The 22,019-nt window shown below is 56.1% G+C and carries 19 protein-coding genes; 11 read left to right on the forward strand and 8 right to left on the reverse strand.

What is annotated here, in order from left to right:
- The first annotated feature begins 59 nt into the window (after positions 1-59).
- The 3 genes from HF984_RS08490 (at position 60) to HF984_RS08500 (ending at position 3,432) form a co-directional block, all read left to right on the forward strand.
- The gene (locus HF984_RS08490) at positions 60-536 is read left to right on the forward strand and encodes a pyridoxamine 5'-phosphate oxidase family protein (protein ID WP_168615246.1); all 477 of its coding nucleotides are present in this window, start codon (positions 60-62) and stop codon (positions 534-536) included.
- Between the two features lie 169 nt (positions 537-705).
- Positions 706-2,106 carry an MATE family efflux transporter gene (locus HF984_RS08495; RefSeq protein ID WP_343947398.1) on the forward strand — a complete coding sequence of 467 codons (1,401 nt, stop codon included), beginning with the start codon at positions 706-708 and terminating at the stop codon, positions 2,104-2,106.
- A gap of 174 nt (positions 2,107-2,280) precedes the next feature.
- Positions 2,281-3,432, forward strand: coding sequence for a DUF308 domain-containing protein (locus tag HF984_RS08500; protein ID WP_168615247.1), 1,152 nt, complete (start codon positions 2,281-2,283; stop codon positions 3,430-3,432).
- Positions 3,433-3,576: 144 nt separating this feature from the next.
- Here HF984_RS08500 and HF984_RS08505 read toward each other — a convergent pair whose 3' ends face one another.
- Both HF984_RS08505 and HF984_RS08510 read right to left on the reverse strand, forming a co-directional pair.
- Positions 3,577-6,471 carry a YhgE/Pip domain-containing protein gene (locus HF984_RS08505; protein ID WP_168615248.1) on the reverse strand — a complete coding sequence of 965 codons (2,895 nt, stop codon included), beginning with the start codon at positions 6,469-6,471 and terminating at the stop codon, positions 3,577-3,579.
- A gap of 50 nt (positions 6,472-6,521) precedes the next feature.
- The gene (locus tag HF984_RS08510) at positions 6,522-7,142 is read right to left on the reverse strand and encodes a TetR/AcrR family transcriptional regulator (RefSeq protein WP_168615249.1); all 621 of its coding nucleotides are present in this window, start codon (positions 7,140-7,142) and stop codon (positions 6,522-6,524) included.
- Positions 7,143-7,351: 209 nt separating this feature from the next.
- Between HF984_RS08510 and HF984_RS08515 the strand changes: the two genes are divergently transcribed.
- The 5 genes from HF984_RS08515 (at position 7,352) to HF984_RS08535 (ending at position 14,443) form a co-directional block, all read left to right on the forward strand.
- Positions 7,352-7,855, forward strand: coding sequence for a mycothiol transferase (locus tag HF984_RS08515; protein WP_168615250.1), 504 nt, complete (start codon positions 7,352-7,354; stop codon positions 7,853-7,855).
- Between the two features lie 182 nt (positions 7,856-8,037).
- Positions 8,038-9,531, forward strand: coding sequence for a DUF1846 domain-containing protein (locus tag HF984_RS08520; RefSeq protein ID WP_168615265.1), 1,494 nt, complete (start codon positions 8,038-8,040; stop codon positions 9,529-9,531).
- 210 nt (positions 9,532-9,741) lie between these two features.
- Positions 9,742-10,665, forward strand: coding sequence for an SPFH domain-containing protein (locus HF984_RS08525; protein ID WP_168615251.1), 924 nt, complete (start codon positions 9,742-9,744; stop codon positions 10,663-10,665).
- Between the two features lie 452 nt (positions 10,666-11,117).
- Complete coding sequence (locus tag HF984_RS08530; protein ID WP_168615252.1) at positions 11,118-11,513, forward strand: (deoxy)nucleoside triphosphate pyrophosphohydrolase; 396 nt, start codon at positions 11,118-11,120, stop codon at positions 11,511-11,513.
- Positions 11,514-11,515: 2 nt separating this feature from the next.
- Positions 11,516-14,443, forward strand: a complete 2,928-nt coding sequence (locus HF984_RS08535) for a DUF3427 domain-containing protein (RefSeq protein WP_168615253.1) — start codon at positions 11,516-11,518, stop codon at positions 14,441-14,443.
- A 190-nt stretch (positions 14,444-14,633) separates the two neighbouring features.
- Here HF984_RS08535 and pdxT read toward each other — a convergent pair whose 3' ends face one another.
- On the reverse strand, positions 14,634-15,239 hold the full coding sequence (gene pdxT / locus HF984_RS08540; protein WP_210729666.1) for a pyridoxal 5'-phosphate synthase glutaminase subunit PdxT: 606 nt from the start codon (positions 15,237-15,239) through the stop codon (positions 14,634-14,636).
- A gap of 465 nt (positions 15,240-15,704) precedes the next feature.
- Positions 15,705-16,622 (reverse strand): pyridoxal 5'-phosphate synthase lyase subunit PdxS, encoded by a 918-nt coding sequence (gene pdxS / locus HF984_RS08545; protein WP_168615254.1) that lies wholly within the window; start codon positions 16,620-16,622, stop codon positions 15,705-15,707.
- A gap of 153 nt (positions 16,623-16,775) precedes the next feature.
- On the opposite strand from pdxS, the gene pdxR reads away from it, so the two are divergent.
- From pdxR to HF984_RS08560, 3 genes are all read left to right on the forward strand, one after another.
- The gene (gene pdxR / locus HF984_RS08550; protein ID WP_168615255.1) at positions 16,776-18,236 is read left to right on the forward strand and encodes a MocR-like pyridoxine biosynthesis transcription factor PdxR; all 1,461 of its coding nucleotides are present in this window, start codon (positions 16,776-16,778) and stop codon (positions 18,234-18,236) included.
- 135 nt (positions 18,237-18,371) lie between these two features.
- Entirely contained in the window at positions 18,372-18,938 is a 567-nt protein-coding gene (locus HF984_RS08555; RefSeq protein WP_168615256.1) for a hypothetical protein, read from the forward strand.
- Between the two features lie 48 nt (positions 18,939-18,986).
- A complete protein-coding gene (locus tag HF984_RS08560; RefSeq protein ID WP_168615257.1) occupies positions 18,987-19,436 on the forward strand; it encodes a hypothetical protein in 450 nt (149 codons plus the stop codon).
- Positions 19,437-19,532: 96 nt separating this feature from the next.
- Here HF984_RS08560 and HF984_RS08565 read toward each other — a convergent pair whose 3' ends face one another.
- The 4 genes from HF984_RS08565 to HF984_RS08580 form a co-directional block, all read right to left on the reverse strand.
- Positions 19,533-19,991, reverse strand: a complete 459-nt coding sequence (locus HF984_RS08565; RefSeq protein ID WP_168615258.1) for a hypothetical protein — start codon at positions 19,989-19,991, stop codon at positions 19,533-19,535.
- Positions 19,981-20,595 (reverse strand): Asp23/Gls24 family envelope stress response protein, encoded by a 615-nt coding sequence (locus HF984_RS08570; RefSeq protein WP_168615259.1) that lies wholly within the window; start codon positions 20,593-20,595, stop codon positions 19,981-19,983. The genes HF984_RS08565 and HF984_RS08570 overlap by 11 nt, the downstream gene beginning before the upstream one ends.
- Complete coding sequence (locus tag HF984_RS08575) at positions 20,592-21,167, reverse strand: RNA polymerase sigma factor (protein ID WP_168615260.1); 576 nt, start codon at positions 21,165-21,167, stop codon at positions 20,592-20,594. Before HF984_RS08575 ends, HF984_RS08570 begins: the two co-directional genes overlap by 4 nt.
- A gap of 159 nt (positions 21,168-21,326) precedes the next feature.
- On the reverse strand, positions 21,327-22,019 hold a 693-nt coding region (locus HF984_RS08580), incomplete at its 5' end, for an Asp23/Gls24 family envelope stress response protein (protein ID WP_210729667.1).

Here is a 22,019-nt window from a genome sequence, read left to right on the forward strand (position 1 = left end):
GATGTAGTGACGCGCGGTACAGTAGGACAGTAAGCATACGTTTTATCTAAGGAGAGAACATGTCAGACCTGACTCAGAACGACGTTGTAGAAACCATGCGCGGTGAGCGCTTTGTCATGATGACCTCGGTATCCCCCAGCGGCAAGCTTGAATCGCACCCCATGGTTCCGCAACAGGTAACCGACGACGCCGATGTCTGGTTCTTTATCGGTTTGCAGGGCGAGCAGGCTCAGCAGCTTCGCCAGAACCCCTCAGCTAACCTCGCTTTCGCAGAGGCCGGCTCATGGCTGTCCGTTGCAGGCACCGTTGAGTTTGTAGACGACCGCTCAAAGATCGATGAGCTGTGGAGCGACAGCGTTGAAGCCTGGTTCGACGGTGGCAAGAGTGACCCCAACCTCGGACTGATTCGTTTCAACGGCGAATCCGCACAGTTCTGGGGCAGCCGCGGCGGCAAACTGGCGATGCTCTCATCCATCGCCAAATCTAAGATCACCGGCGAGCGTCCTTCGGGCACCAGCGGAACAGTAGAGCTCTAAAGCCACACCGCATCGGAACATAGTGAAGACCCCGCGTCCTTTATCAGATCAGGACGCGGGGTCTTTTGCATCTTGCGCTCGGTGGGATTGTCTGGGCGAAGAAGTAACGCTCCTTACGAACGCTACCGCAACAATGCACACCCGCCTCTCTTGAAACTAGAGTGGAGACGTGAGCATCAAACCCAAGACCCCGCAAAGCCAGCCCACCGCGCAAGAAGGTAGCACCGCGTCCAGCCGCACACCCGCGTCCCTCAACCGGCAGATTCTCGCCCTAGCAATCCCTGCTTTCGGCGCACTTATCGCCGAGCCGCTGTTTGTCATGGCTGACTCTGCAATTATCGGGCACCTGGGCACGCCGCAACTTGCTGGGTTGACACTGGGCTCAACCGTGGTGCAAACCGTCATCGGCCTCAGCGTTTTCTTGAGCTACTCCACCACTCCTGCGGTGGCTCGTGCCTTCGGCGCGGGCAATCTCAAGCAGGCATACACGGCAGGACGCGACGGCCTACTCACCGCCTTGCTGCTGGGCGTTCTCGTGGGCGGTATTTTGTGGATATTCGCTCCTGCAATCGTGACAATTTTGGGCGGGCAAGGCGATGTTCACGGCTTTGGCGTGGACTATTTACGCTGGTCAATGCCCGGTTTACCCGCCATGCTCGCGGTGCTCGCTGCTGTAGGCGTCCTGCGCGGAATGCAAGACACCAAAACCCCGCTTTATGTGGCAACCGCCGGTGCTGTGCTGAATGCGGCACTCAACTGGGTACTCGTGTACCCGGTAGGCATGGGCGTGGCAGGCTCAGCGCTGGGCACCTCGGTGGTGCAATGGCTCATGGCTCTGGTTCTCGGAGCAATGGTGGTTCGCGGTATGCGCGCGCACGGCGTTCCCTTCGCGCTCCACGGCAGCGGTGTGCTCGGCGTGCTGAAAGTAGGATCCTGGCTCATGTTGCGCACACTCTCCATGCGCATTGCCCTGCTCGCCACCGTCTTCGTCGCCACCACACAGGGCGCAGAAAACCTCGCCGCCTACCAGCTCGTGCTCACCTTCTTCAACTTCCTCGCCTTCGCCCTAGACTCCCTGGCCATCGCCGCCCAAGCACTACTCGGCAAGGAACTCGGCGCTCGCGACCTCACCCTCCTTGAAGAACGCGACGCCGTAGTCCATCTCAAAAACCGACTGGTGCGCTGGGCACTCGGCTTCGGCGTGGTGACCGCGCTCCTATGCCCACTCATTGGATTCTTCGCAGCCCCACTCTTTACTGCCGACCCCGCCGTGCAATACCTCTTCGCGCTCGCCCTACTGGTGGTCACCGTAGGGCAGCCACTCGCGTCCTACGTCTTCATTCTCGACGGCGTACTCATCGGCGCACAGGACGTACGGTACTTGGCGCTCGCATCCTTAGTGAACGCGGTGGTTTACCTGCCCATGCTGGCTGCGGTGTACCTGGTGTTCTCGGGCGATGCGACGGCGGCGGGTTTTGTGTGGCTGTGGATTAGCTACGCCATTGGCTACATGGGGATGCGTGCGCTCACCCTGGGGTATCGCGCGCGTGCGGGCGTGTGGATTAAATGAGGGCGCCGCCGCGTCCCTCCGTCGTAACTTTCCGTGGATTTGCGCTGTAAAAACGCCGAAATTACAACGCAAATCCACGGAAAGTGAAATGTGCGAGGTTTATTAATCCGTAAAGAACGAAAACTTTATAAAAAGCTTTCAGTTTTCTTTCAGCTTCACCCTACAATGTGAGCTATGAGCGAGAATCAGAACAACCCATTTTCTTCAGACACCCCCGATAACAGCGCGTCAGATCTAAACTCCGACACGCAACACACCACCGGCGGAAGCTACTCAGCGAACTCAGCGCAGAATTCAGCAGAGGGCTTCGGCTCATCATCCACCGAGAACCCGGCACCTAGCGAGCAGGGTTTTTCATCATCTCAGGGTGCTTACGGCCAGCAGCAGGACGCTTACTCCGGCCAGAGCCCCTACAGCAGCCAGGCATCCACCAGCCCCTACAGCTCTTACAACAGCCAGCCGAACGGTCAGTCAACCGCCGGCCAGTACGGCGCATCCGCCTATGGCGCGCAGAACACCGGCGGCCAGTACAACAACGATCCCTACAACCAGTACAACGGCACTCAGGCTCCTGCAAAGAAGCAGAAGAACGTGCTCGGCATTGTCTCTATCGCACTGTCAGCTCTCGGCCTGATTCTCGGATGCGTTCCGGCTATCATGTTCCTCGGCTGGATTCTGCTGTTCGCAGGTTTTGTCACCGGCATCGTGGGTCTCTTCCAGAAATTCAAAGAAAAAGTCACCCCGATTATCGGCATTGCGCTCTCAGTTCTCGGTTCGATTATCGCGGGTATCGTTTTCTTCTTTGTCGTTGCAGGAGCAGTAGCGGACGCGACCTCATCCTCTTACGAAGAAGTTGAGTCAACGCCTTACGCATCCGAATCCTCGTACTCTTCACCCAGCGTAGCTGCGACCGAAGAACCCACTGTTCCCGAGGGCGTCCTTGCTTTTGGTAAGACCGCTGAATACAACGACGGCCTGAAAGTTACTATTTCAGAGCCCGCCGATTTTACGCCTAGCGACACCTCAGCAAGCATCGGCGATGACTCGGTGCAAAACCACCGCAAGTTCACGATCACCATTGAAAACGGCACCAAAGAAGCTTACGACCCCACCTCGGTTTATCTTTCGGGTAACTCCGGTGGCAAAGAAATGTCTAAGGTGTTCGACTCTGAACAGAACATTTCAAGCGGCCCTGAAGGCAAGATTTTGCCCGGCGACAAGGTCTCTTACGACGCTGTATTTGGGGTTGCAGATCCCGAGAACATTACTTTGGAAGTAAGTCCTGATTACGATCGTGAGAGCGTTATCTTCACGAACAAGAAGTAAATAACTTCACGATATAAAAGTGCCCCTCACGTTATGAGCGTGAGGGGCACTTTTGTGTAGATATAACTTTCCGTGGATTTGCGCTGTAAAAACGCCGAAGTTACAGCGCAAATCCACGGAAAGTGCGGCGCTCCCGCGGGAGCCCTAAGCCTTCACCAGCTTGCGAGTGGCGTTGGCGTTACCTGCCCACGCGCGTCGTTCTTTACGCTGGCGAATAAATGCCGCCAGCCACAGCAGAGCAAGGCCGATGAGCGACCACACCACCATAACGGTGACCCCGTGAGCCACGCCAATATCGCCGCCTGCAATGAAGGAGCGGAAGGCCTCAAGCGCGTAGGTGAGAGGTAGCCACGGGTGCATTGCCTGGAAGAAACCGGGCGCGGTTTCAATAGGGTACGTACCACCGGCGGATGCGAGCTGTAAAGCCGTGAGAATCAGCGCCAAGAAGCGACCGGGAGGGCCTAACAAGGCAACGAGTGCCTGGTTGATGGCATAGTAGGTGATCGACGTGAGAAGCACGAACAGCATGAGACCACCGAGATCATGCACCTTCAGGTCAACAACCGAGACCAAGATGCCGACCATCACGAGGCCCTGCACCAAACCCATGAGCACCGAGCGCATGTAGGAGCGCAGCGCGCCAAACAGCGCGAGTTTGTCGTGGCGTACATGGCTTGATTTGAGCGCCGGGAACATGAGGAAGAAGGCGATTGCGCCAACCCACAGTGACATTGACATGAAGTAGGGCGCCAAGCCGTGACCGTAGGTGGGTACCTCGTGCAGGCGGGTGGACTCAACCTTGACCGGGGCGGATGCGACGCCCGACAGATGGTCGGATTCGCTGGCGCTGTAGGTGGGTACCTGGTCTTTGCCTTCGGCGAGACCGTCCGCGAGTTCGTGCGAGCCGCCGTTGAGATCGCCCAAGCCGGAACTCAAATCTGCTGAGCCTTGCTCTGCATCTGATGCGCCGTCGTTCAGGCTTTGTGTGCCGTCGGCAAGGGTGTTTGCGCCGGATGCGAGGTCGCCGGTTCCTGTTGCCAGGCTGTTAGCGCCTCCGGCGAGAGTTCCTAGACCGGAGTTCAGTTCGATTGCGCCGCCTGCTACTTGTGAGGTGGCGTCCTTGAGCTTATTTGCACCGTCAGAGGCACTGGACACAGCGTCGCTGACCTGCCCCATTCCGCCGGAGAGCTGGCTGACTCCGTCGGCGAGGTTGTCAGCGCCGGTGGCGAGGTCGCCCGTGCCGGTGGAGAGCTGGTTGGCGCCAGTAAGAAGATCACCGGTTCCTGCTGAAAGCTTGTCAGCGCCGGTGGCGAGGTCGCCCGTGCCGGTGGAGAGTTGGTCTGCGCCGGAGGCGAGGTCGCCGGTTCCGCCGGCGAGCTGGTCGGCACCCGCGCGGGCAGAGGCTACGCCGTCGCCCAAGGTGCCGATGCCTTCGTTGAGCGACTGCGCGCCGGTTGCGAGTTTGTCGGCGCCTTCTACGAGCTGACCTGTTCCGCCGGCGAGCTGCTGCGCGCCACCGTTGAGTGTTGCCAGGCCGGTGCCCTGCTCTGCGGATCCGGCGAGGTCGGTTGCGCCAGTGTTAAGTGCTTGCGCACCGTCGTTAACGTCTTTCGCGCCGTCTGCGAGGGTCTGGGTTCCGGTGGCAAGGGCTGCAACTGCGGCTTTGCGCTGCTCCTCGGTCATCGCGTCCCAGTTGGTAAGTAGTGCCTGCGCACCGTCGTTGACACCGGTTGCACCCTTAGAGAGAGTGTCTGTTCCTGTTGCCAAAGTGCCTGCGCCGGCTGCCAACTTTTGCGAGCCGTCATAGGCGGTTTGGGTTCCGGCGGCGAGTTTCTGCGCACCATCGTCAACGCCCTGTGCGCCTTCTTTCAGAGCGTTTCCGCCGTCGCTGAGTGCCTGTGCGCCAGCGGCAAGGGTCTCGCCCTCGGTGCCGTTGACCTTGGCGTCCATATCCTGCAGACCCTTATCGAGTGCCTGCGCGCCGTCATTGACGTCATTCGCACCGGTTGCCAGCGCCTTAGCGCCGTCGTCTGCTGAATGCGCTCCCGTTGCCAATGACTTAGCGCCATCGTCGGCACTCTTGATGCCGGTTGCCAGCTGCTTTGTGCCGTCGTCAACGGTGTGCGCACCGTCTGCCAGCGCCTGAGCGCCGTCGTTCAGCTGCTGCGCCTGCGCCGGAACTTCAGAAAGCTTGGTGTTGAGTTCGCCCAAGCCGCTTGCGAGATCCGATGCACCCTGGCTGGTTTGCGTTGCGCCGTCCGCGAGTGTTGCTGAGCCGGTTGCGGCGTCATTCGCGCCGGTTGCCAACTGCTGCGCACCGTCGTTAGCGGATGCGGCGCCGTCAGCAAGGTCGTGTGCGCCGCCGTTGACCTGGGTAGCGCCGGATGAAAGTTCACCCAAGCCAGAGTTCAGTTGTACCGCGCCGTCTTCTGCGCTTTGAGTGCCATCAGCAAGTTTGGTCGCGCCGTCAGAGGCGTCAGATAGGCTACTGTGAACGTCGTTGAAACCGGTGTAAATGTTGCCCAGGTACTCCTTAGAGACCTTGGAATCCAAGTTGTTTTCAAGGGACTTAGCAATGGATGCGCTAATGTTACCCATCACCACGTTTGAGCCGTCGTTGGAAGTCACCGTAATTTGCGCGGGGGTTGCCGTCGACGGGTCATCGTTGCCGATCGACGTCGTGTTCTGCGAGAAGTTTTCGGGAATACGCAGAACCGCGTACACGTCACCGTTTTCGAGTGCCTTCTCAGCATCGTCCTCGCTCATCTGCTGCCAGTCGAGGTTGTTGTCCGAAGTGGAGTTCACGAGTTCATCGGTGACAGTCTGGCCGAGGTTTACCTGGTCGCCTCCGTTAGGTGGAGTCACCGCACGGTCACTGTTGACTACAGCAGCGGGCACGGTATCTAGATTGTTTGTTGGATCAAAAACCGATGAAATCAGCATGGCTGAATAAATCATCGGCACCAGTGCAATAGCGAAAAGAACAATAAGTTTTTGCGCTAAGCCGCGAGATTTAATCGATGAAATTTTCTGTCTCATCTCGTCTCTTTTCTTACTTCTGTAAATTTTATCTCTGTTAAAACTAAAAACTAGTTGGCGTACTCGGGGTAGGCGGTGTTGAAGTCTTCTTGACTCACGCCCGCCGAATGCAACAGCAAAATACCCATGTGATCAGCCAGTTCTTCGGGGTTGGTCTCGGTGGATTCATCGAGGATGCGTCGCGCCAGCAACCAGACCACCCCTGCGCTCATAAAGTGCGCCTGTTCGAGGGCTGATACCGGGCTTTTGCGTGTGCGTAGCACCGGGCCCATGGGGGAGCGGTTGAGAATTTTGTTGGCAATCATTTCCAGCACATCGTTGGTTGCGGTGTAGCCACCTACCCCGCGCAGCACGTTGATGTAGAATGTCCTGTTCTTGTTCATCTCAGCGAGCATCAGGCGAAAGTTAGTGCGCGCAAACTGTGCCCATGATGTGTTGATGGTAATAGGTTGTGTCGCGTCGAATGTGGCGTTCAGGCGGTCTTGCGTTGCCGCCTGCACGAGTGCCTTCATGTCGCCAAAGTGCTGATAGAAGGTGGGGCGGCTGATGCCCGCTTCTTTCACCATGTCGCTGACGTTCAGTTCCGGAGAGGTTGAAGAGTCAAGGATGCGCGTCATCGCATCGATCAGCGCTTGGCGGCTGCGTGCGGTGCGGGGGTCTTGGGCTGTCATCGCGTCACTCTTTCTGGTTGTCAATCATGGTTCTGCTGGTTAAGTCAACATCACTAATTTACACCTGTAAGAAAAATGTGCAAGTTGTAAAGTTGAAAGAGGTTGCCAACCCCTAGCGTTTCGCTCATTCGCTGGGTCTTTAACCACTTGCCATGAGCGAAACACCAGGGGTTGCTACGGGCTACCACCACAGACAGAAAGAAAACGCCATGAATTCAACAGACATCCTGCTCGACCTCGCATCACGCCCCGGACAGGCGTTGAGGGCGCTCGCATCCAGCCTGACCCCCGAACTACTCAACGCGCACCCCGGCGATCACGACAACTCAATCGCGTGGCTACTGTGGCACACCGGTCGTGAAATTGACGTGCAACTCTCCATGCTCTCGGGTGAGGACGAAGTCTGGACTGCTCAAGACTTCAAAACCCAGTTTGACCTGGGTGAACTCGGTGACGGCGTGGGCTACAAGCATTCACCCGAGGACGCTCGCGCCATCATCGTGAGCGATGCTCAGCTGCTCATCAAGTACGTCAACGCGGCTTTGAGCGCGCTGATCGCCTACATCAAGACCCTCTCTGAAGATGATCTTTCCGAGGTAATCGATACCTCGTGGGAGCCTGCCGTGACTCGCGGCGCGCGTCTAGTCAGCATCGTTGACGACGCCGCTCAGCACGTCGCGCAGGCTGCCTACATTGCGGGCATGACGCTCTAACAACCGCGTCCAGAAAGCCCTCGACACCAGTGCGTGCCGCCGGCAAAAATGTTGCGGTGCGCACTTTCTAAACCCCGATTTAAGGGGTTGCCTTAATAGGGATGCGACGCGCACCCTCGCGTGTACGAGATAGCGCCCACAAGCATCCGGCGGGCGAAAATCGCGTGCTATGCTTGAATTCCATGGTGAATAAAATTGGTTTTGACCGTGAGAAATACATCGAAATGCAGTCGGCGCACATTCAGGAGCGTCGCGAGCAACTAGGTGGCAAGCTGTACCTCGAAATGGGCGGCAAACTCTTTGATGATATGCACGCATCCCGTGTGCTTCCGGGCTTCACTCCCGACAACAAGATCGCAATGCTCGACAACATTCGCGACGAAGTTGAAATTCTTATCTGCATTAACGCCAAGGACCTTGAGCGCCAGAAAATGCGCGCTGACTTGGGGATTTCCTACGAAGACGATGTTCTGCGTCTGGTAGATGTTTTCCGTGACCGCGGCTTCTTGGTAGAACACATCTTCCTTACCCAGATGGAAGACGACGACCGTAAGGCTGTTGCTTTCAAGGAGCGTCTGGAGCGTCTGGGTCTGAAGGTTTCACGCCACCGCGTCATCCCCGGTTACCCCACCAACACCGACCTAATCGTGTCAGAAGAAGGTCTGGGTCGTAACGAATTCGCTGAAACCACCCGCGACCTCGTGGTTGTTACCGCACCCGGCCCCGGTTCAGGCAAGCTTGCAACCGCGTTGTCACAGGTTTACCACGAACGTAAGCGCGGCGTTGAAGCCGGCTACGCAAAGTTCGAGACCTTCCCGATCTGGAACCTGCCGCTGGAACACCCCGTCAACCTCGCATACGAAGCTGCAACCGTTGACCTCAACGACGCCAACGTCATCGACCACTTCCACCTCACCGCGCACGGCGAATCAACCGTCAACTACAACCGCGATGTAGAAGCATTCCCGCTACTCAAGACCATGCTCGAGAAGCTCACCGGCGAAACCCCCTACCAGTCACCGACTGACATGGGCGTTAACATGGCCGGCAACTGCATCACCGACGACGAAGCATGCCGTCACGCGTCCGAACAGGAAATCATTCGCCGCTACTTCAAGGCACTCGTTGACGAGGCGCGCGGTGGTTTGGACTCAACCCAGTCAGACCGTGCAGCTGTAGTCATGGCGAAGGCAGGCGTAAAGGCTGCCGACCGCGTGGTTGTTGAGCCCGCTCGCAAGCGCGAAGAAGAAACCTCACTGCCCGCAGCGGCTATCGAACTGCCGGACGGTAGCGTCGTCACCGGTCGCACCACCGACCTGCTCGGTTGCTCATCCGTGATGCTGCTGAACGCTCTCAAGCAGCTGGCTGGCATCGATAAGGACGCACACCTGCTCTCACCCGAGTCGATTGCACCTATTCAGGCGCTCAAGACCGACCACCTGGGTAGCGCAAACCCGCGTCTGCACACCGACGAGGTGCTGATTGCGCTCTCCGTTTCGGCATCAACCGACGAGAACGCACGCGCAGCACTCGAGCAGCTCAAGAACCTGCGCGGATGCGACGTTCACACCACCACCATCCTGGGTTCAGTGGACGAAGGTATCTTCCGCAGCCTCGGCGTGCTGGTAACGTCAGACCCGAAGTTCCAGCGCAAGAGCCTGTACCAGAAGCGCTAAGGTAGGGGCGACGCCGCTGGCTGGTTGGCAGCGCGACTAACCCACCCGCATCCCCCGAGATCCTGATTTATCGATGAAATCCTGTTTTAAAGCAGGATCTCGTCGATAAATCAGGATCTCGCTGTTTAAAAGAGAGCTGACGGTTGAGGCAGTCTTAGCCGGTAGGTAGAGTTAAGAGCGTAATATGACCCTACTCACGTAAGGAAAGGCATGTTCGCAATCGCCGGTTTTACCTTTGTTTTAATCATTCTTGGCATTCTCGCTGTCCTTCTGCTGATGAGCGTGCTGGTGGTGCCGCAATCCGACGTCTACGTGATTGAGAAGCTCGGTAAGTACCATCGCACCCTGTTCTCCGGCCTGCATTTTCGCCTGCCGGTGGTGGAACGCGTCGCCTACAAGCAGACGCTACGCATCAAAGAACTTGACCTGATGGTCGCCACCAAGACCAAAGACAACGTCTTTGTGCAGGTGCCCGTGAACGTGCAGTACTTTGTGAACGAGAACGAGCAGGACATTCGCAACTCCGTCTACCGCCTGTCGAACCCCGAGAACCAGATGCGTTCTTACATTCAGCAGAACATTGTGGGTTCGCTGTCCAAGCTAGATTTGGACGAGGCGTACGGCTCCTTGCACCAGGTTGGCTTGGCGTTGCAGGGCGAGCTGACCGAGAAAATCGGCGAGTACGGTTACGTTATTAAAGACACCAACGTCATTGACGTTGAGCCCGCGCCCGAGGTGAAGGACGCGATGAACCAGGTGAACGCGTCCGAACGTAAGCGTCAGGCGCAGATTCTCACTGCTGAGGGTAACAAGGCTGCCGCGATTCTTGAGGCGGAGGCAGAGCGTGACGCGCGCCGTCTGCGCGGTGAGGGTATCGCGCAGGAGGGTGATGAGATCGCTAAGGGTATGAAGGAACGCATCGACAAGCTCAAGGATGCGGGTCTGACCGCTGATGCTGCCGTGGAGTGGTTGAAGTTCAACGACGGCATCGCGGTGTACACGGCGCTGGCCTCCAGTAATAACGCCAAGGTCATCATGATGGACAACAACCTAGGTCCGAACTCGGGCCAGCCCATGACGTCCGAGGACATTACGCGCAGCATCATCCGCGCCGACGAGGTACAAGGCAGGTAGCCTGCTGGGCCGATGCTGACCTGCTAACCCCTGGTGTTCCGCTCATCCGCTGAGTGTTTAACTACTTGCCGTGAGCGAAACGCCAGGGGTTTGTTGTGTGCGGACGCTGGTAGTTAGGGGAGGATGCTCGGCAGTCAGGCACGCCGTCGCCAGCAGTCCCTCTCGCATCCTCGCGCGGGGCGCTCGGAAGCGATTCACGCCAGCCCCGAGCCAGCTGGCGACGCGCGCACCTGGCTGCCTCCCCCGCCTGGCCGCCTCGACCCCGCCGTCCTGCCGCGTCGCGTCCTTATCTGACCTTGAACCGGCGTTTTTCGCTTGAGCCGGCGATAACCAACCGCCGGTTCAACGTAAAAACGCCGGGTCATTTTGTGTGCACATCGGGCTGCCGCCTGGCACCGCGCCCGCGGAAAATCTAAGCTGCTTGTATGAGCAAGTCCGTGCAAGGAGTAGATATGAAGAAGTGTATTAGTGTTGTCGGCGCGGTTTTAGTGAAAGACAATAAGGTTCTGGCAGCGCAGCGTAGTCAGAACATGTCATTACCCGGTATGTGGGAGTTCCCCGGTGGCAAAATTGAAACCAGTGAAACCCCGCAACAGGCTCTAGCCCGCGAGCTTCAAGAAGAACTTAAGCTGGACGCCCGCGTCGGCGAAGAAGTTGAGTCAACAACTCACGAATACGATTTCGGCATCGTTACGCTCACAACTTTCTACTGCGCACTTGCAGATGCAGAACCCATACTCACTGAACACTCCGAAATTCGCTGGGTAGAACCACAGAAACTCCTGGAGCTGGATTGGGCCCCCGCGGACATCCCCGCAGTCGAAAAGATCATGAAAGACCTGAGCTAATCATGACTGTCCATAACGCTGATCCCCGTCAAATTCTTGCGGACGACAATGCCTACGGATTTATCGACAAAACAGCGGTATCTCAACGCATCTTCAACCCTTATCTTTACGCTAACAAGAGTGAGCACACTATGCTGCGCGCTATGCTCGATGAGCTACGGCGTGCCCAATCTTTCAAGTTCTCAGTAGCTTTCATAACCTCGTCCGCACTGGGGCTACTCAAGCAGGCTCTTCTTGATTTCAAGGGCGAAGGCACAATTTATACTTCAACTTACCTAGACTTCAACGAGCCCAGTGTTTTTGAGGAACTCCTCAAATTCCCAAACATTAACGTCAGAGTCCTCAATGATTCTGTGGACGCGTTCCATAGCAAGGGTTACATCTTTCATCAGGCGCGCACAACTACCGCAATCGTGGGTAGCTCGAACCTAACGCGAGGTGCGCTGCTTATGAACGAGGAATGGAACCTTCGTTTCTCGGCGATGCCAGACGGTCATATTACCGAACAGCTTGAGGACGCGATTGACCGACTGCATGCCGCATCCTCGCCTCTGACCACTGACTGGATTAGGGCTTACGAGTCACGCAGAAAACCGCAGATCGTCAGAGCTGCTTTTGAGGCACCCACAGAGCCGGTGGTACCTGTGGGCCGCATCGAACCAAACTTAATGCAACAAGAGGCTCTCAACGAGTTAGCAGCACTTAGGAATACGGGAGCTGAACGAGCACTCATTATTTCTGCAACGGGTACAGGTAAAACAATTCTGGCGGCGCTCGCTGTGCGTCAGGCTAAACCGCGGCGGGTTTTGTTTTTAGTGCACCGTGAGCAGATCCTTAATAAAACGATTGAGGAGTTTCAGAAAGTTCTCGAGGAGCCTGCAGACGAGTTCGGTAAGTTTGTGGGAAGTCAGCGCGAAATAGACCGTAAGTACGTGTTTGCTACGGTGCAGACGATGTCCCGTGAAGAGAACCTACAAAGTATCTCTGCGCAACATTTTGATTACGTCATTATCGATGAGGTGCATCGCGCTGGAGCGACTTCTTACACACGCATTATTGATTATCTGAAGCCTGATTTCTTACTGGGACTCACCGCAACCCCCGAGCGTACTGACGGCACCAATATCTACGAGCTGTTTCATTACAACGTCCCATACGAGATTCGACTGCAAAAAGCACTTGAATCGAAGATGCTGGTTCCCTTCAGCTATTACGGAGTCAGCGACTATACAGATGCCCAGGGTACTACTATCGAAGAAACCTCTGACCTGCGGAAACTCGTAGTAGATGAACGTGTAGATTATATTGTCCAGATGCTTGAGACCTATGGCCATGCTCGTAACGTCAAAGGCCTGATGTTTTGTGGCCGTAAAGATGAGGCAAAAGAACTTTCGAGGGAGTTCAACAAACGTTCCTTGAACGGACGAGCTCTACGTACAGCGATCCTCTCTGGTGAGGACTCTCAAATTGCTCGAGAAGACACCGTTCAGCGACTTCAACGAGGAGAACTCGACTATATCCTGACCGTCGATATCTTCAACGAGGGTATCGATATTCCAGATGTTAACCAGGTTGTGATGCTACGTAACACGCAATCATCCATTATTTTCACTCAGCAACTTGGACGCGGGCTTCGTAAGTTCACCGGTAAAGACCATCTTCGCGTCATCGACTTTATTGGTAATTACAAAAATAACTTCCTCATTCCCATCGCTTTATTTGGTGATAGGTCACTCAATAAAGACTCCATTCGCGAGAAACTTATTCAGGCCCGCCAATCCGGAGCAATTGCCGGGATTTCAAACATCAGTTTTGATGAGGTTTCTCGTGAGCGTGTTCTGGACGCACTTTCAGCAGCCAAGCTTGACAGCATGGTGATGCTGAAAAAGACGTACCGCGAATTAGAAGAGCGATTGGGGCGCACACCCATGCGTTACGATTTTGCGCACTACGACACCGCAAACCCCACTGTTTTTCTCACAACTAACAACACGCGTCCTACCTACTGGCATTTTCTGAAGAAAATAGACAACGCAACACCGGAGCTTTCACCTGTACAACAGGGGTACCTGGCTCTTTTAGATAGGGAGTTTCTAAACGGAAAACGTCCTCACGAATTGCTTTTGCTCAAAGAACTACTAGCACACGGGAACATCGCAGCACCTGAGCTAAAAGAGATCTACGCGGAATATGGCGCTGTGGCCGAGCCGCAAACCATAGAATCTGTTGCACGCTTTCTGAACCTGGAATTCTTTACCGATGCTGGACGCGAGCGTTATGGTAACCGGCCCATCGCATCGTTCGCTGGGCAGAGATTTGAGATTTCCCAAGAATTTAAAGCTGAATACGAGGGGAACATTTACTTTGCGCAGCATATAGATGACGTTCTGGAGGCAGGGCTCTACCTCAACCAACACCACTACTCACCAGCGGGCAAACTTCTCGTGGGAGAGCGATACAGCCGAAAAGACGTCTGCCGCTTGCTGAACTGGCAGGCTAATCATGAGTCAACTATGTACGGTTACAAGGCTGATCAGAGTACCTCTACGTGCCCTATTTTCATCACTTACCATAAGTCGGATGACATTGATGATGCCATCAAATACGAGGACCACCTAGAAGATGAATCAACTCTCTTTTGGTACACCAAGCACGGACGCAACCTGAAAAGCCGTGTAGAAAGCGGCATTATCAACGGTAACTATCAGCTCGATATTTTCGTGAAAAAAGACGATGCCGAAGGCACTGATTTCGTGTACCTGGGCCAGGCTAAAACCCCGCGCGATGCCCAGCAAACAACTATCGACTCAAAACCAATTGTGAGTATGCGACTGGACTTGGTTCACCCACTGCAAACTGGACTGTACGACTACTTCACTGCGAGTTCGCTAGAACAAACTGCACCTGAGAGGGCGACCTCAGTGCAATAACCGCCCCGCCCCACAACTTTCCGTGGATTTGCGGTGGAAAAACCGCGAAATTACAGCGTAAATCCACGGAAAGTGGGGGTGGGTGAGTGCGTTACCCGGGTGCTCTTAGTGAGACTTTGCGCAACGATTTTCTCAATCAGCCGCCTATTGAGAAAATTCCGTGAAATTGTCTCACTAAGGACGCCGAGTCCTACGCCAATCCCAGTAACTCCTCGTGCACGGTGGTGTCACCGGTGAGTTCCGGGTGGAAGGAAATACCAATAACATTTCCGGCTCGCACGCCCACAATCTCACCGCGGTAGCGCGCGGTCACTTCAACACCTTCGCCTACCGAAGACACCCGCGGCGCACGAATAAACGCCGTCTTCACGGGCAAAACCTCTCCGGCAGGAGTACGCCATTCCAGCAGAGCTTCCGCCGAATCAACCTGCGAACCGAACGCATTGCGTCCCACCGAAATATCAAGCACACCCAGCGACTGCTGCCCCGGCGCCGGATCATCAATCTCCCGTGCCAACATAATCAGCCCGGCACACGTGCCGAGCGTTGGCAAGCCACCGGAAATTGCGCTCTTCAGAGCATCACGAACACCAAGGATGCGCGTCAACCGATCAATCGTGGACGACTCCCCGCCGGGTAGGACGAGCGCATCCAGCCCCTGCAACTGCTCCGCCTTTTTGACCAGCACAACCTCGGCACCTAACCCGCGCAGCGTCTCGGCGTGCTCAGAAACCCCGCCCTGCAAGGCGAGAACGCCGACGGTTTTGCCAGTGCCGGAAAGGTGAGATTCAGACAAGATGCCTCCAAAGGGGATGCGAAAAAACTTGGAATTACAAAAATTTGGACGGCGCAACCTACCCGGGCGGGGGGCTAGGTGGATGCACCGTCCTGGGCAGAGAAACGCAGACTAGCCAGAGAAAGATGAAGAGACTAGAAACTTTTTCTCTACCCAGAGATGTGGCTGATGTGCCGTCCTCCGAGCTGTGACGATAGCGAAAGTAGCCAATGGGGTGGTGCCGTGAGAAACGAGCGGGCTCCGTCTGCTCACGTCGTTCAAAGGTCGCCCAGCGACCGACGACGACTGAGCAGGGGCACACCCGCGAGTTCTCACGGCACTATCACCTACCAAACCAAGCTAGAACCTTACTGCGTCAACCCACCTGTTCAGGCATTCGCTTCGCTCATAGCTTCTCGCCAGACCGCTTTGCTGTGTCTGGCGCTGGCAAAGAATTTTTATTTCCTCGCTAGCTCGGAAAATTCTTTACCAGCCACGTTCCGCCAGACGGTGCGGCGCAGGAAGATCCGCCACATTAATACCGACCATCGCCTCGCCCAGACCACGGGACGCGTCCGCCACCGCCATTGGATCCTCAAACTGCGCGGTCGCTTTCACAATCGCCTTCGCGCGTGCTTCCGGGTTGCCTGACTTGAAGATGCCCGAACCAACAAAAACGCCATCCGCGCCGAGCTGCATCATCATCGCCGCATCCGCCGGAGTAGCCACGCCACCAGCCGTAAACAGCACCACGGGTAGCTTGCCGGTGCGCGCCACCTCAAGCACGATGTCGTAGGGAGCAGCCAGTTCCTTAGCCTTCACGTAGAGCAGATCGGGTGATACCGCGTAGAGCGCCTGCAACTCAGCGATCTGAGTCTTGATGGTGCGGATGTGCTTGGTTGCCTCAGAAACGTCGCCGGTACCAGCCTCGCCCTTCGAGCGAATCATCGCGGCACCCTCAGCAATACGACGCAGCGCCTCACCCAGGTTGGTCGCGCCGCACACGAACGGCACCTTAAAGCCCTGCTTATCAATGTGGTTTACATAATCAGCGGGGGAGAGCACCTCAGATTCGTCGATGTAATCGACCTTCAGCGCTTCAAGAATCTGCGCCTCAACAAAGTGGCCGATGCGAGCCTTCGCCATGACCGGAATGGAAACGGCATCGATGATGCCCTCGATCATATCTGGGTCACTCATGCGAGCTACACCGCCCTGCGCGCGAATATCCGCGGGAACGCGTTCCAGTGCCATGACGGCTACCGCACCCGCGTCCTCCGCAATCTTTGCCTGCTCGGGGGTTACGACGTCCATGATGACGCCGCCCTTGAGCATGTCTGCCAAGCCGCGCTTGACCAGGGGTGAGCCGGTGATGTTTTCGTTGAAATCTTTAGTCTCAGTCATGGTTTCTATTGTCAGCGCGTCAGGTGGTCTAATAATAGAGCCAGAATCGCGCAAAAATTTTAGACCAGCACCCCGAGAGAAACCACATATCCTTCAAAATTTGCCCCAAAATTGAACGATAAGTGCCCCTTCTCAAAAAGAACTAAAAGACCCATGCCTCGCACCTCTCGCCCTGCCGAACTTCCCCTGAATATCAGCAAAGACAGTGGTCAACCACTGCCTGCCCAAATCGCTGAGCAGGTGCGCGGTCATATTATTACTGGCACCCTCAAACCGGCGGATGCGTTGCCCTCCTCGCGTGCGCTCGCTACTAGGCTCGGGGTCTCGCGCGGCAGCGTTGTGGCGGCCTTTGAGCAGCTCAGTGCTGAGGGGTACGTGCAGACATCGCGGGGTGGAACCTTTGTGACGGCGGATTTGAAATTACAAAAAATCTCACCGCAATCTCCGGAGCAAAGCACTGGGCCAGGCCGCGCTGAGTCTTCAACCGCGTCCTTGAATCTGCTTCCCGGAACCCCCGACACCTCGCTCCTTGCCAGTGCTGCCTGGCGTGCTGCCTGGCGAAAAGCCGCCGCTGAGCCCGGTAGCTCATACCCCGCAGTGGGCGCCACTTATCTGCAAGAACAGCTGGCGGAGCACCTGCGCGTCATGCGTTCCGTGGTGCGTGAACCGCACGAAATTTTGGTGACCGCCGGTGCCCGCGACGCCTTTCGCCTGGTGCTCTCAGCTATGCGCCGCCAGCGTCATGACCGCCCGTTGCGCATCGCTGTGGAGAACCCCGGCTACCCGTCGCTGCATAAAATCCCGGCGGCTTTCGGCCACGAGATTGTGCCCATTGACGTGGATGAACACGGCCTCAATCCCGCGCACCTGCCGCAGAACCCGCGTCCGGATATCGTGCTGGTAACACCCAGTCACCAGTACCCTCTGGGGGCGTCCATGCCGATTGTGCGGCGTCTTGAGCTCCTGGAATGGGCTAAGAAAAATGATGCTTTTATCGTCGAAGATGACTACGATTCTGAGCTGCGCTACGTGGGCGATCCCCTGCCCGCTCTCGCAGCGCTGGACCGTCAAACCGGCCACGATTGCGTGATTACTCTGGGGTCTTTTACAAAGACTCTTACGCCCGGTCTGGGTTTGGGGTATTTACTTGCCCCGCCGTCCGTTATGGCTGAGGTTGCGCATCTTCGCGGGGTACTCGGCTCGCCGGTCTCGTCTATCACGCAGGATGCGATGGCCTCCTTTCTCACGGATGGCGGCGCCCGACGCCACATTGCCCGTATGCGCCGTGTGTATAAGGGACGCCGCGATACGTTGCTTGAGACGTTGGCATCGGAGCGAACCCCGGACTGGGTCAAGGTACTACCCATGGACGGCGGTCTGCACGCGGTGCTCGAGTTTACCGGTCAACGCGCCACCCCTCTTGCGGAACGTGAGTTTCTGCGCCGCGCTGAGCAAGAGAACCTCACGGCGGCAACGCTGGGGGATTACTGGGCGCACTCTGGCGCGCATCAAAACACACGAAAGTTCGGCGCGGTCATCGGCTTCGGCGGTATCAGCGAACGTCACCTGCCGCATGCACTGAAGCTGACCACCCGCGTCCTACGCTCGCTATAGACAATAGCTCGTGCACTTTCCATGGATCTGCACTGTAAAAACGCGAAAATTACAGCGCAAATCCACAGAAAGTGCGATCGAGAACGCCGCGCACCGAGGTCGCGCGCTCGCATCGTAATCACTAAGCTAGTACCCGTGACTTCTTCAAACCTTGCTCGTTCTTTGTTCGTGCCCACCGTTGTGATGGCGCTGGTTAATCTTGTATTTGGCCTGGTGACGGTCTTTTGGCAGGTGCCCACGCTCACCGGCGCGGCTATTGCGCTGGGTCTTTTCTTTATCGGTTTGGGTGCAGCTAATTTTATGACTTCAACTGCCGTTGGGGCTTTTGATGCAGAGTTCGCTCCCGTAGTGCAGGCGCTTAAATCGGTGGCGCTACTTCAGCTTGCCGGTGGTGTGCTGACCATGATTCTGCCGCACACTTCGTTATGGGTTATTGTCGTGGGCTCGCTGGTGCTGGGTATTAGCGGTGTGCTTACCATACTGCTGGGGTTGCGCGTCAAAGACACATTGCCCATAGATAAAGACTGGCGAATTGCCGGTTTTGTGCTTACCGTCGCTGGTGCTCTTATTCCTGTGATTGGTGATCTTGGTGCGAAAGCAATTCTGGGTGTTTCTGGTGGTGGCGCGCTGATTGCTGGCATTTTCATGATGATTGGTGCCCTCACTGTGCGCAGTGACGCGAAGAAGATTGAGGCGCGCTAGCCCTGCTTTCGCTGTAGAGTAGGTTATGCACATTTTGGAGGGATTTTTGTGGTAGAGAAGCAGCGTTCAGGCGGTTTTAAAGAGCAGGTTAAGGGGCCGCTGATTATTGCGGTTGTACTGGCTGTTGTGGCGTTTTTTGGCGTCTTTATTTTTGCAACGGGCGGTACTCAGAATGCTCCGCAGTACTCGCTGTCGCTATCTGTTGCTGGTGCGGTGTTTATTGTGACGCTGGTGTTGTGCGCTACCCTCATGATGATTGAGCGCCCTAATGATGAGCACCTGGGCCAGGGCACCGGTATTAATCGTTCGTCTGCCAAGCTGTATGCTGAGGCGAAGGCTAAGCGTGAGGCTGAGGCGCGTAAGAAAGCTGTTGCTGAACGCGCTACGGGCACTGCTGATTCTGCAACTGGCGCGTCTACCGCATCTGCAACCAAAGCTACTACCCAGCAGGACGCGGCATCCGACTCACAGCCCCGCGCCAACGGGCAGGAGCGCTAGATTTACGGGCGCATCGCGTGCCTACTGCCTATAGAGAGCATAAAACCCCGGTTCTCTCATCGGTGAGAGGACCGGGGTTTTCTAGTGTAAAAAGCCTTAGTAGTTGACGGCTTCTACGTGAACGTAGCGTTCATCGTCTACATGCTGGCGTATAGCCTCGGCCACGGAGCGAACGGTGCGCGGCACATCGGCATCGGTGCTGAGCCCCACGCGCACAGCAACGGTGAGGTTCTCTGATCCTGCGCCGGACGCGCTCTCACTCACCGGAGCCTCAATCAGCGACTTCACCGCGTCCGCTACCTTGCCAACTGTCGTGGTGACAGCCTGCTGGCTCGTGTCGAAGAAGTCGCTTTCTTTGTTTCCCTTGGCGCCTTCTTGGCCCTCGCGCACAGCGGCAGCCACCGCGCGTACGGTGCCACCAATAGCTCCCTCATGCGGATATATTTGCTCCACCCCGGCTACGGCAAGAATTGATTCGCGAATCTTCACGCGCAACGAATCGGGGGCTTCACTGCCACTTCCTGCAGGTTCAATATGCAGAGTGTCATGGGGCATGGGGGCTGTCCTTGAGGTTCTTTGTGGCTTGTTCAATGTCGAAGGAGTGCATGTCTTCGACGGTGATGTTGATCTGCTCAACGTTCAATTCGCTAATACGTTCTAGTTCTTTGCGAACGCGTTCACGCAACTCGCGCGTGATGTCTGCGACGGAGCTACCTTCGCGAACGGATGCTGTAATCTCAACGTTAATAGGTGTGCGAGGTGCTTCGACATCGCCATCAAGGCGGCAACGGCTCACCAGCGCGCCGGGTAGGGATTCACCGGCACGGCGAATGGCTGCAATCACTGAACCTTCGGTCTGCGTGAGCGTATCAAGCTCGTGGTGAGCGGTCAGCGGAATCGAGCGTCCTGCCTTGGTCTCAAGAACAAGGTTGCTCAGCATGGTATCTAACCAGCTGCTGTCGCTGGCCTGTTTGTTTTCTTCCTCGGTCACGAGGTCATTGGTTACGCGTTCAAGACGTTGCAACGCTTCAAGACGTTGTGTACACGTTGGGCAGTGGTGAATATGCAATCCCGTCAGCAGGTGCTGTGGGGAGTGATTGCCGGAATGTTCATCTTCAAGCCAGTTGCTCAGGGTCTCTAACGGAATGTGGGTGTTCATGAGTCCCACCCCTCCATTTCCTGAACTAGTTTGATGCGTGCGCGGGCTAGCTTTCCGCGGACGCTCGCAGGTGAGATATCGAGTAGCTCAGCGATTTCTTGGTAGGACGAGCCACCCACCTCACGCATCACCCAAATTTCTTGCGACTGTTTGGGCAGAGTTTTGAGGGCTTTGGCAAGCGCACCGATTTCTGAGCCGGTGATGGCGCTTTGTTCGGGCGTTTGTTCCTTGGCGTGTGTTTCTGCCACGTCGTCGATGGGAACGTTGGGTTTGCGAGTACGGATAAGGTCAATAGCTTTTCGGCTGGTAAGCGTCATGAGCCAGCTTCGCACCTTCGCTGCGTCTTCGAGGGTGTCTAGCTTGCGCCAAGCTTGGATGAAAGTTTCTTGGAGTACATCGTCAGCATCTGCGGTGCTTCCGGTGAGTCGAATGGCGTATGAACGCATGGCGGGTGCGTGGCGGCGAATGAGTGCCTGGAAGGCATACTGGTCGCCTGCGACTGCACGCGCACATAACAGTGCATCGGGTAATTCGACGCCTGTACTTGCGGTGGGTGCAGGGGAGGGTGTCATCGATGCTCCTCCTGTGCTTTTCCAGTTACGTTATGATTCGTCCTCACGAGTAAATATCTTAGCTCACGAGGTGGGCATCATGTGGGGTGTATGGGATGGGGCGGTGGGAGGTCTCGAGGATATCCGTCACTGCGGCTGCATGAAAATTAAGACGAAAGCTTATGCGGTTGAGTTTAATGTACCTCCTGACTCACCGGAGATAGTTGAAATTTTAAGCTCCACTGTGTTGGTGGCGCGTCCAAAGTTCTCGCGCAATGCAAAGGTTAGTGGGGTGCGAACACTTTCGGCGTACTTTGAAAGAGACTGTTCAAGAGCTTGAGCCTGGGTACCGCGGGTACGGGCAAAATCTGAGATAAGAGCGTGGGCTACCGGGGTGTTTACTGTAGCTGACACTGCATCTGACGAGTCGCTGATTTTTACTTTGACGTCGCTAGCGGCGACATCCAGCATCGTGGCGACTGTATGAGAAGTGCAGTAATCCAAAACCTGCTGAGAGTACGTGATGTTCACGCGAGATGATCCCTGGCCGGCTTCTACCTGCGAGCCGTGTTTGGGCGTGTAAATCTCGCTGTCGCACGCGCTGGTTGCCGAGAATACATGAACATCTACTGCGGTAACGGGCAGCCCGGTGGTGTATTCAATGGCTTCAAGGACGCTAGTGCCCGCCTCCATTGCCACCGCGTAGGGTTTATGCGGAACAGCGACAGAGAGCTGAATATCTACAGTGAAGTGTCCCAGGTTTTGTTCCGTTTGAGTAGATGGGAAAATCTGGAATATGCCAAGAAAATTTGACCAGGATGCAAAGGACCGTGTGGTCCGTCTTGTAGAGGACCGCATCTTGGCGGAAAATAT

The organism is Rothia terrae, from assembly GCF_012396615.1.
GTDB classification, from domain to species: Bacteria; Actinomycetota; Actinomycetes; order Actinomycetales; family Micrococcaceae; genus Rothia; species Rothia terrae.

Coding starts and splice junctions, on each gene's coding strand:
- HF984_RS08525 (WP_168615251.1), top strand. CDS start 9,742: ATGTTCGCAATCGCCGGTTTTACCTTTGTTTTAATCATTCTTGGCATT.
- HF984_RS08530 (WP_168615252.1), top strand. CDS start 11,118: ATGAAGAAGTGTATTAGTGTTGTCGGCGCGGTTTTAGTGAAAGACAAT.
- HF984_RS08565 (WP_168615258.1), bottom strand. CDS start 19,991: ATGCCCCATGACACTCTGCATATTGAACCTGCAGGAAGTGGCAGTGAA.
- HF984_RS08510 (WP_168615249.1), bottom strand. CDS start 7,142: ATGACAGCCCAAGACCCCCGCACCGCACGCAGCCGCCAAGCGCTGATC.
- HF984_RS08490 (WP_168615246.1), top strand. CDS start 60: ATGTCAGACCTGACTCAGAACGACGTTGTAGAAACCATGCGCGGTGAG.
- HF984_RS08505 (WP_168615248.1), bottom strand. CDS start 6,471: ATGAGACAGAAAATTTCATCGATTAAATCTCGCGGCTTAGCGCAAAAA.
- HF984_RS08520 (WP_168615265.1), top strand. CDS start 8,038: ATGGTGAATAAAATTGGTTTTGACCGTGAGAAATACATCGAAATGCAG.
- HF984_RS08500 (WP_168615247.1), top strand. CDS start 2,281: ATGAGCGAGAATCAGAACAACCCATTTTCTTCAGACACCCCCGATAAC.
- HF984_RS08515 (WP_168615250.1), top strand. CDS start 7,352: ATGAATTCAACAGACATCCTGCTCGACCTCGCATCACGCCCCGGACAG.
- HF984_RS08570 (WP_168615259.1), bottom strand. CDS start 20,595: ATGAACACCCACATTCCGTTAGAGACCCTGAGCAACTGGCTTGAAGAT.
- pdxR (WP_168615255.1), top strand. CDS start 16,776: ATGCCTCGCACCTCTCGCCCTGCCGAACTTCCCCTGAATATCAGCAAA.
- pdxS (WP_168615254.1), bottom strand. CDS start 16,622: ATGACTGAGACTAAAGATTTCAACGAAAACATCACCGGCTCACCCCTG.
- HF984_RS08575 (WP_168615260.1), bottom strand. CDS start 21,167: ATGACACCCTCCCCTGCACCCACCGCAAGTACAGGCGTCGAATTACCC.
- HF984_RS08535 (WP_168615253.1), top strand. CDS start 11,516: ATGACTGTCCATAACGCTGATCCCCGTCAAATTCTTGCGGACGACAAT.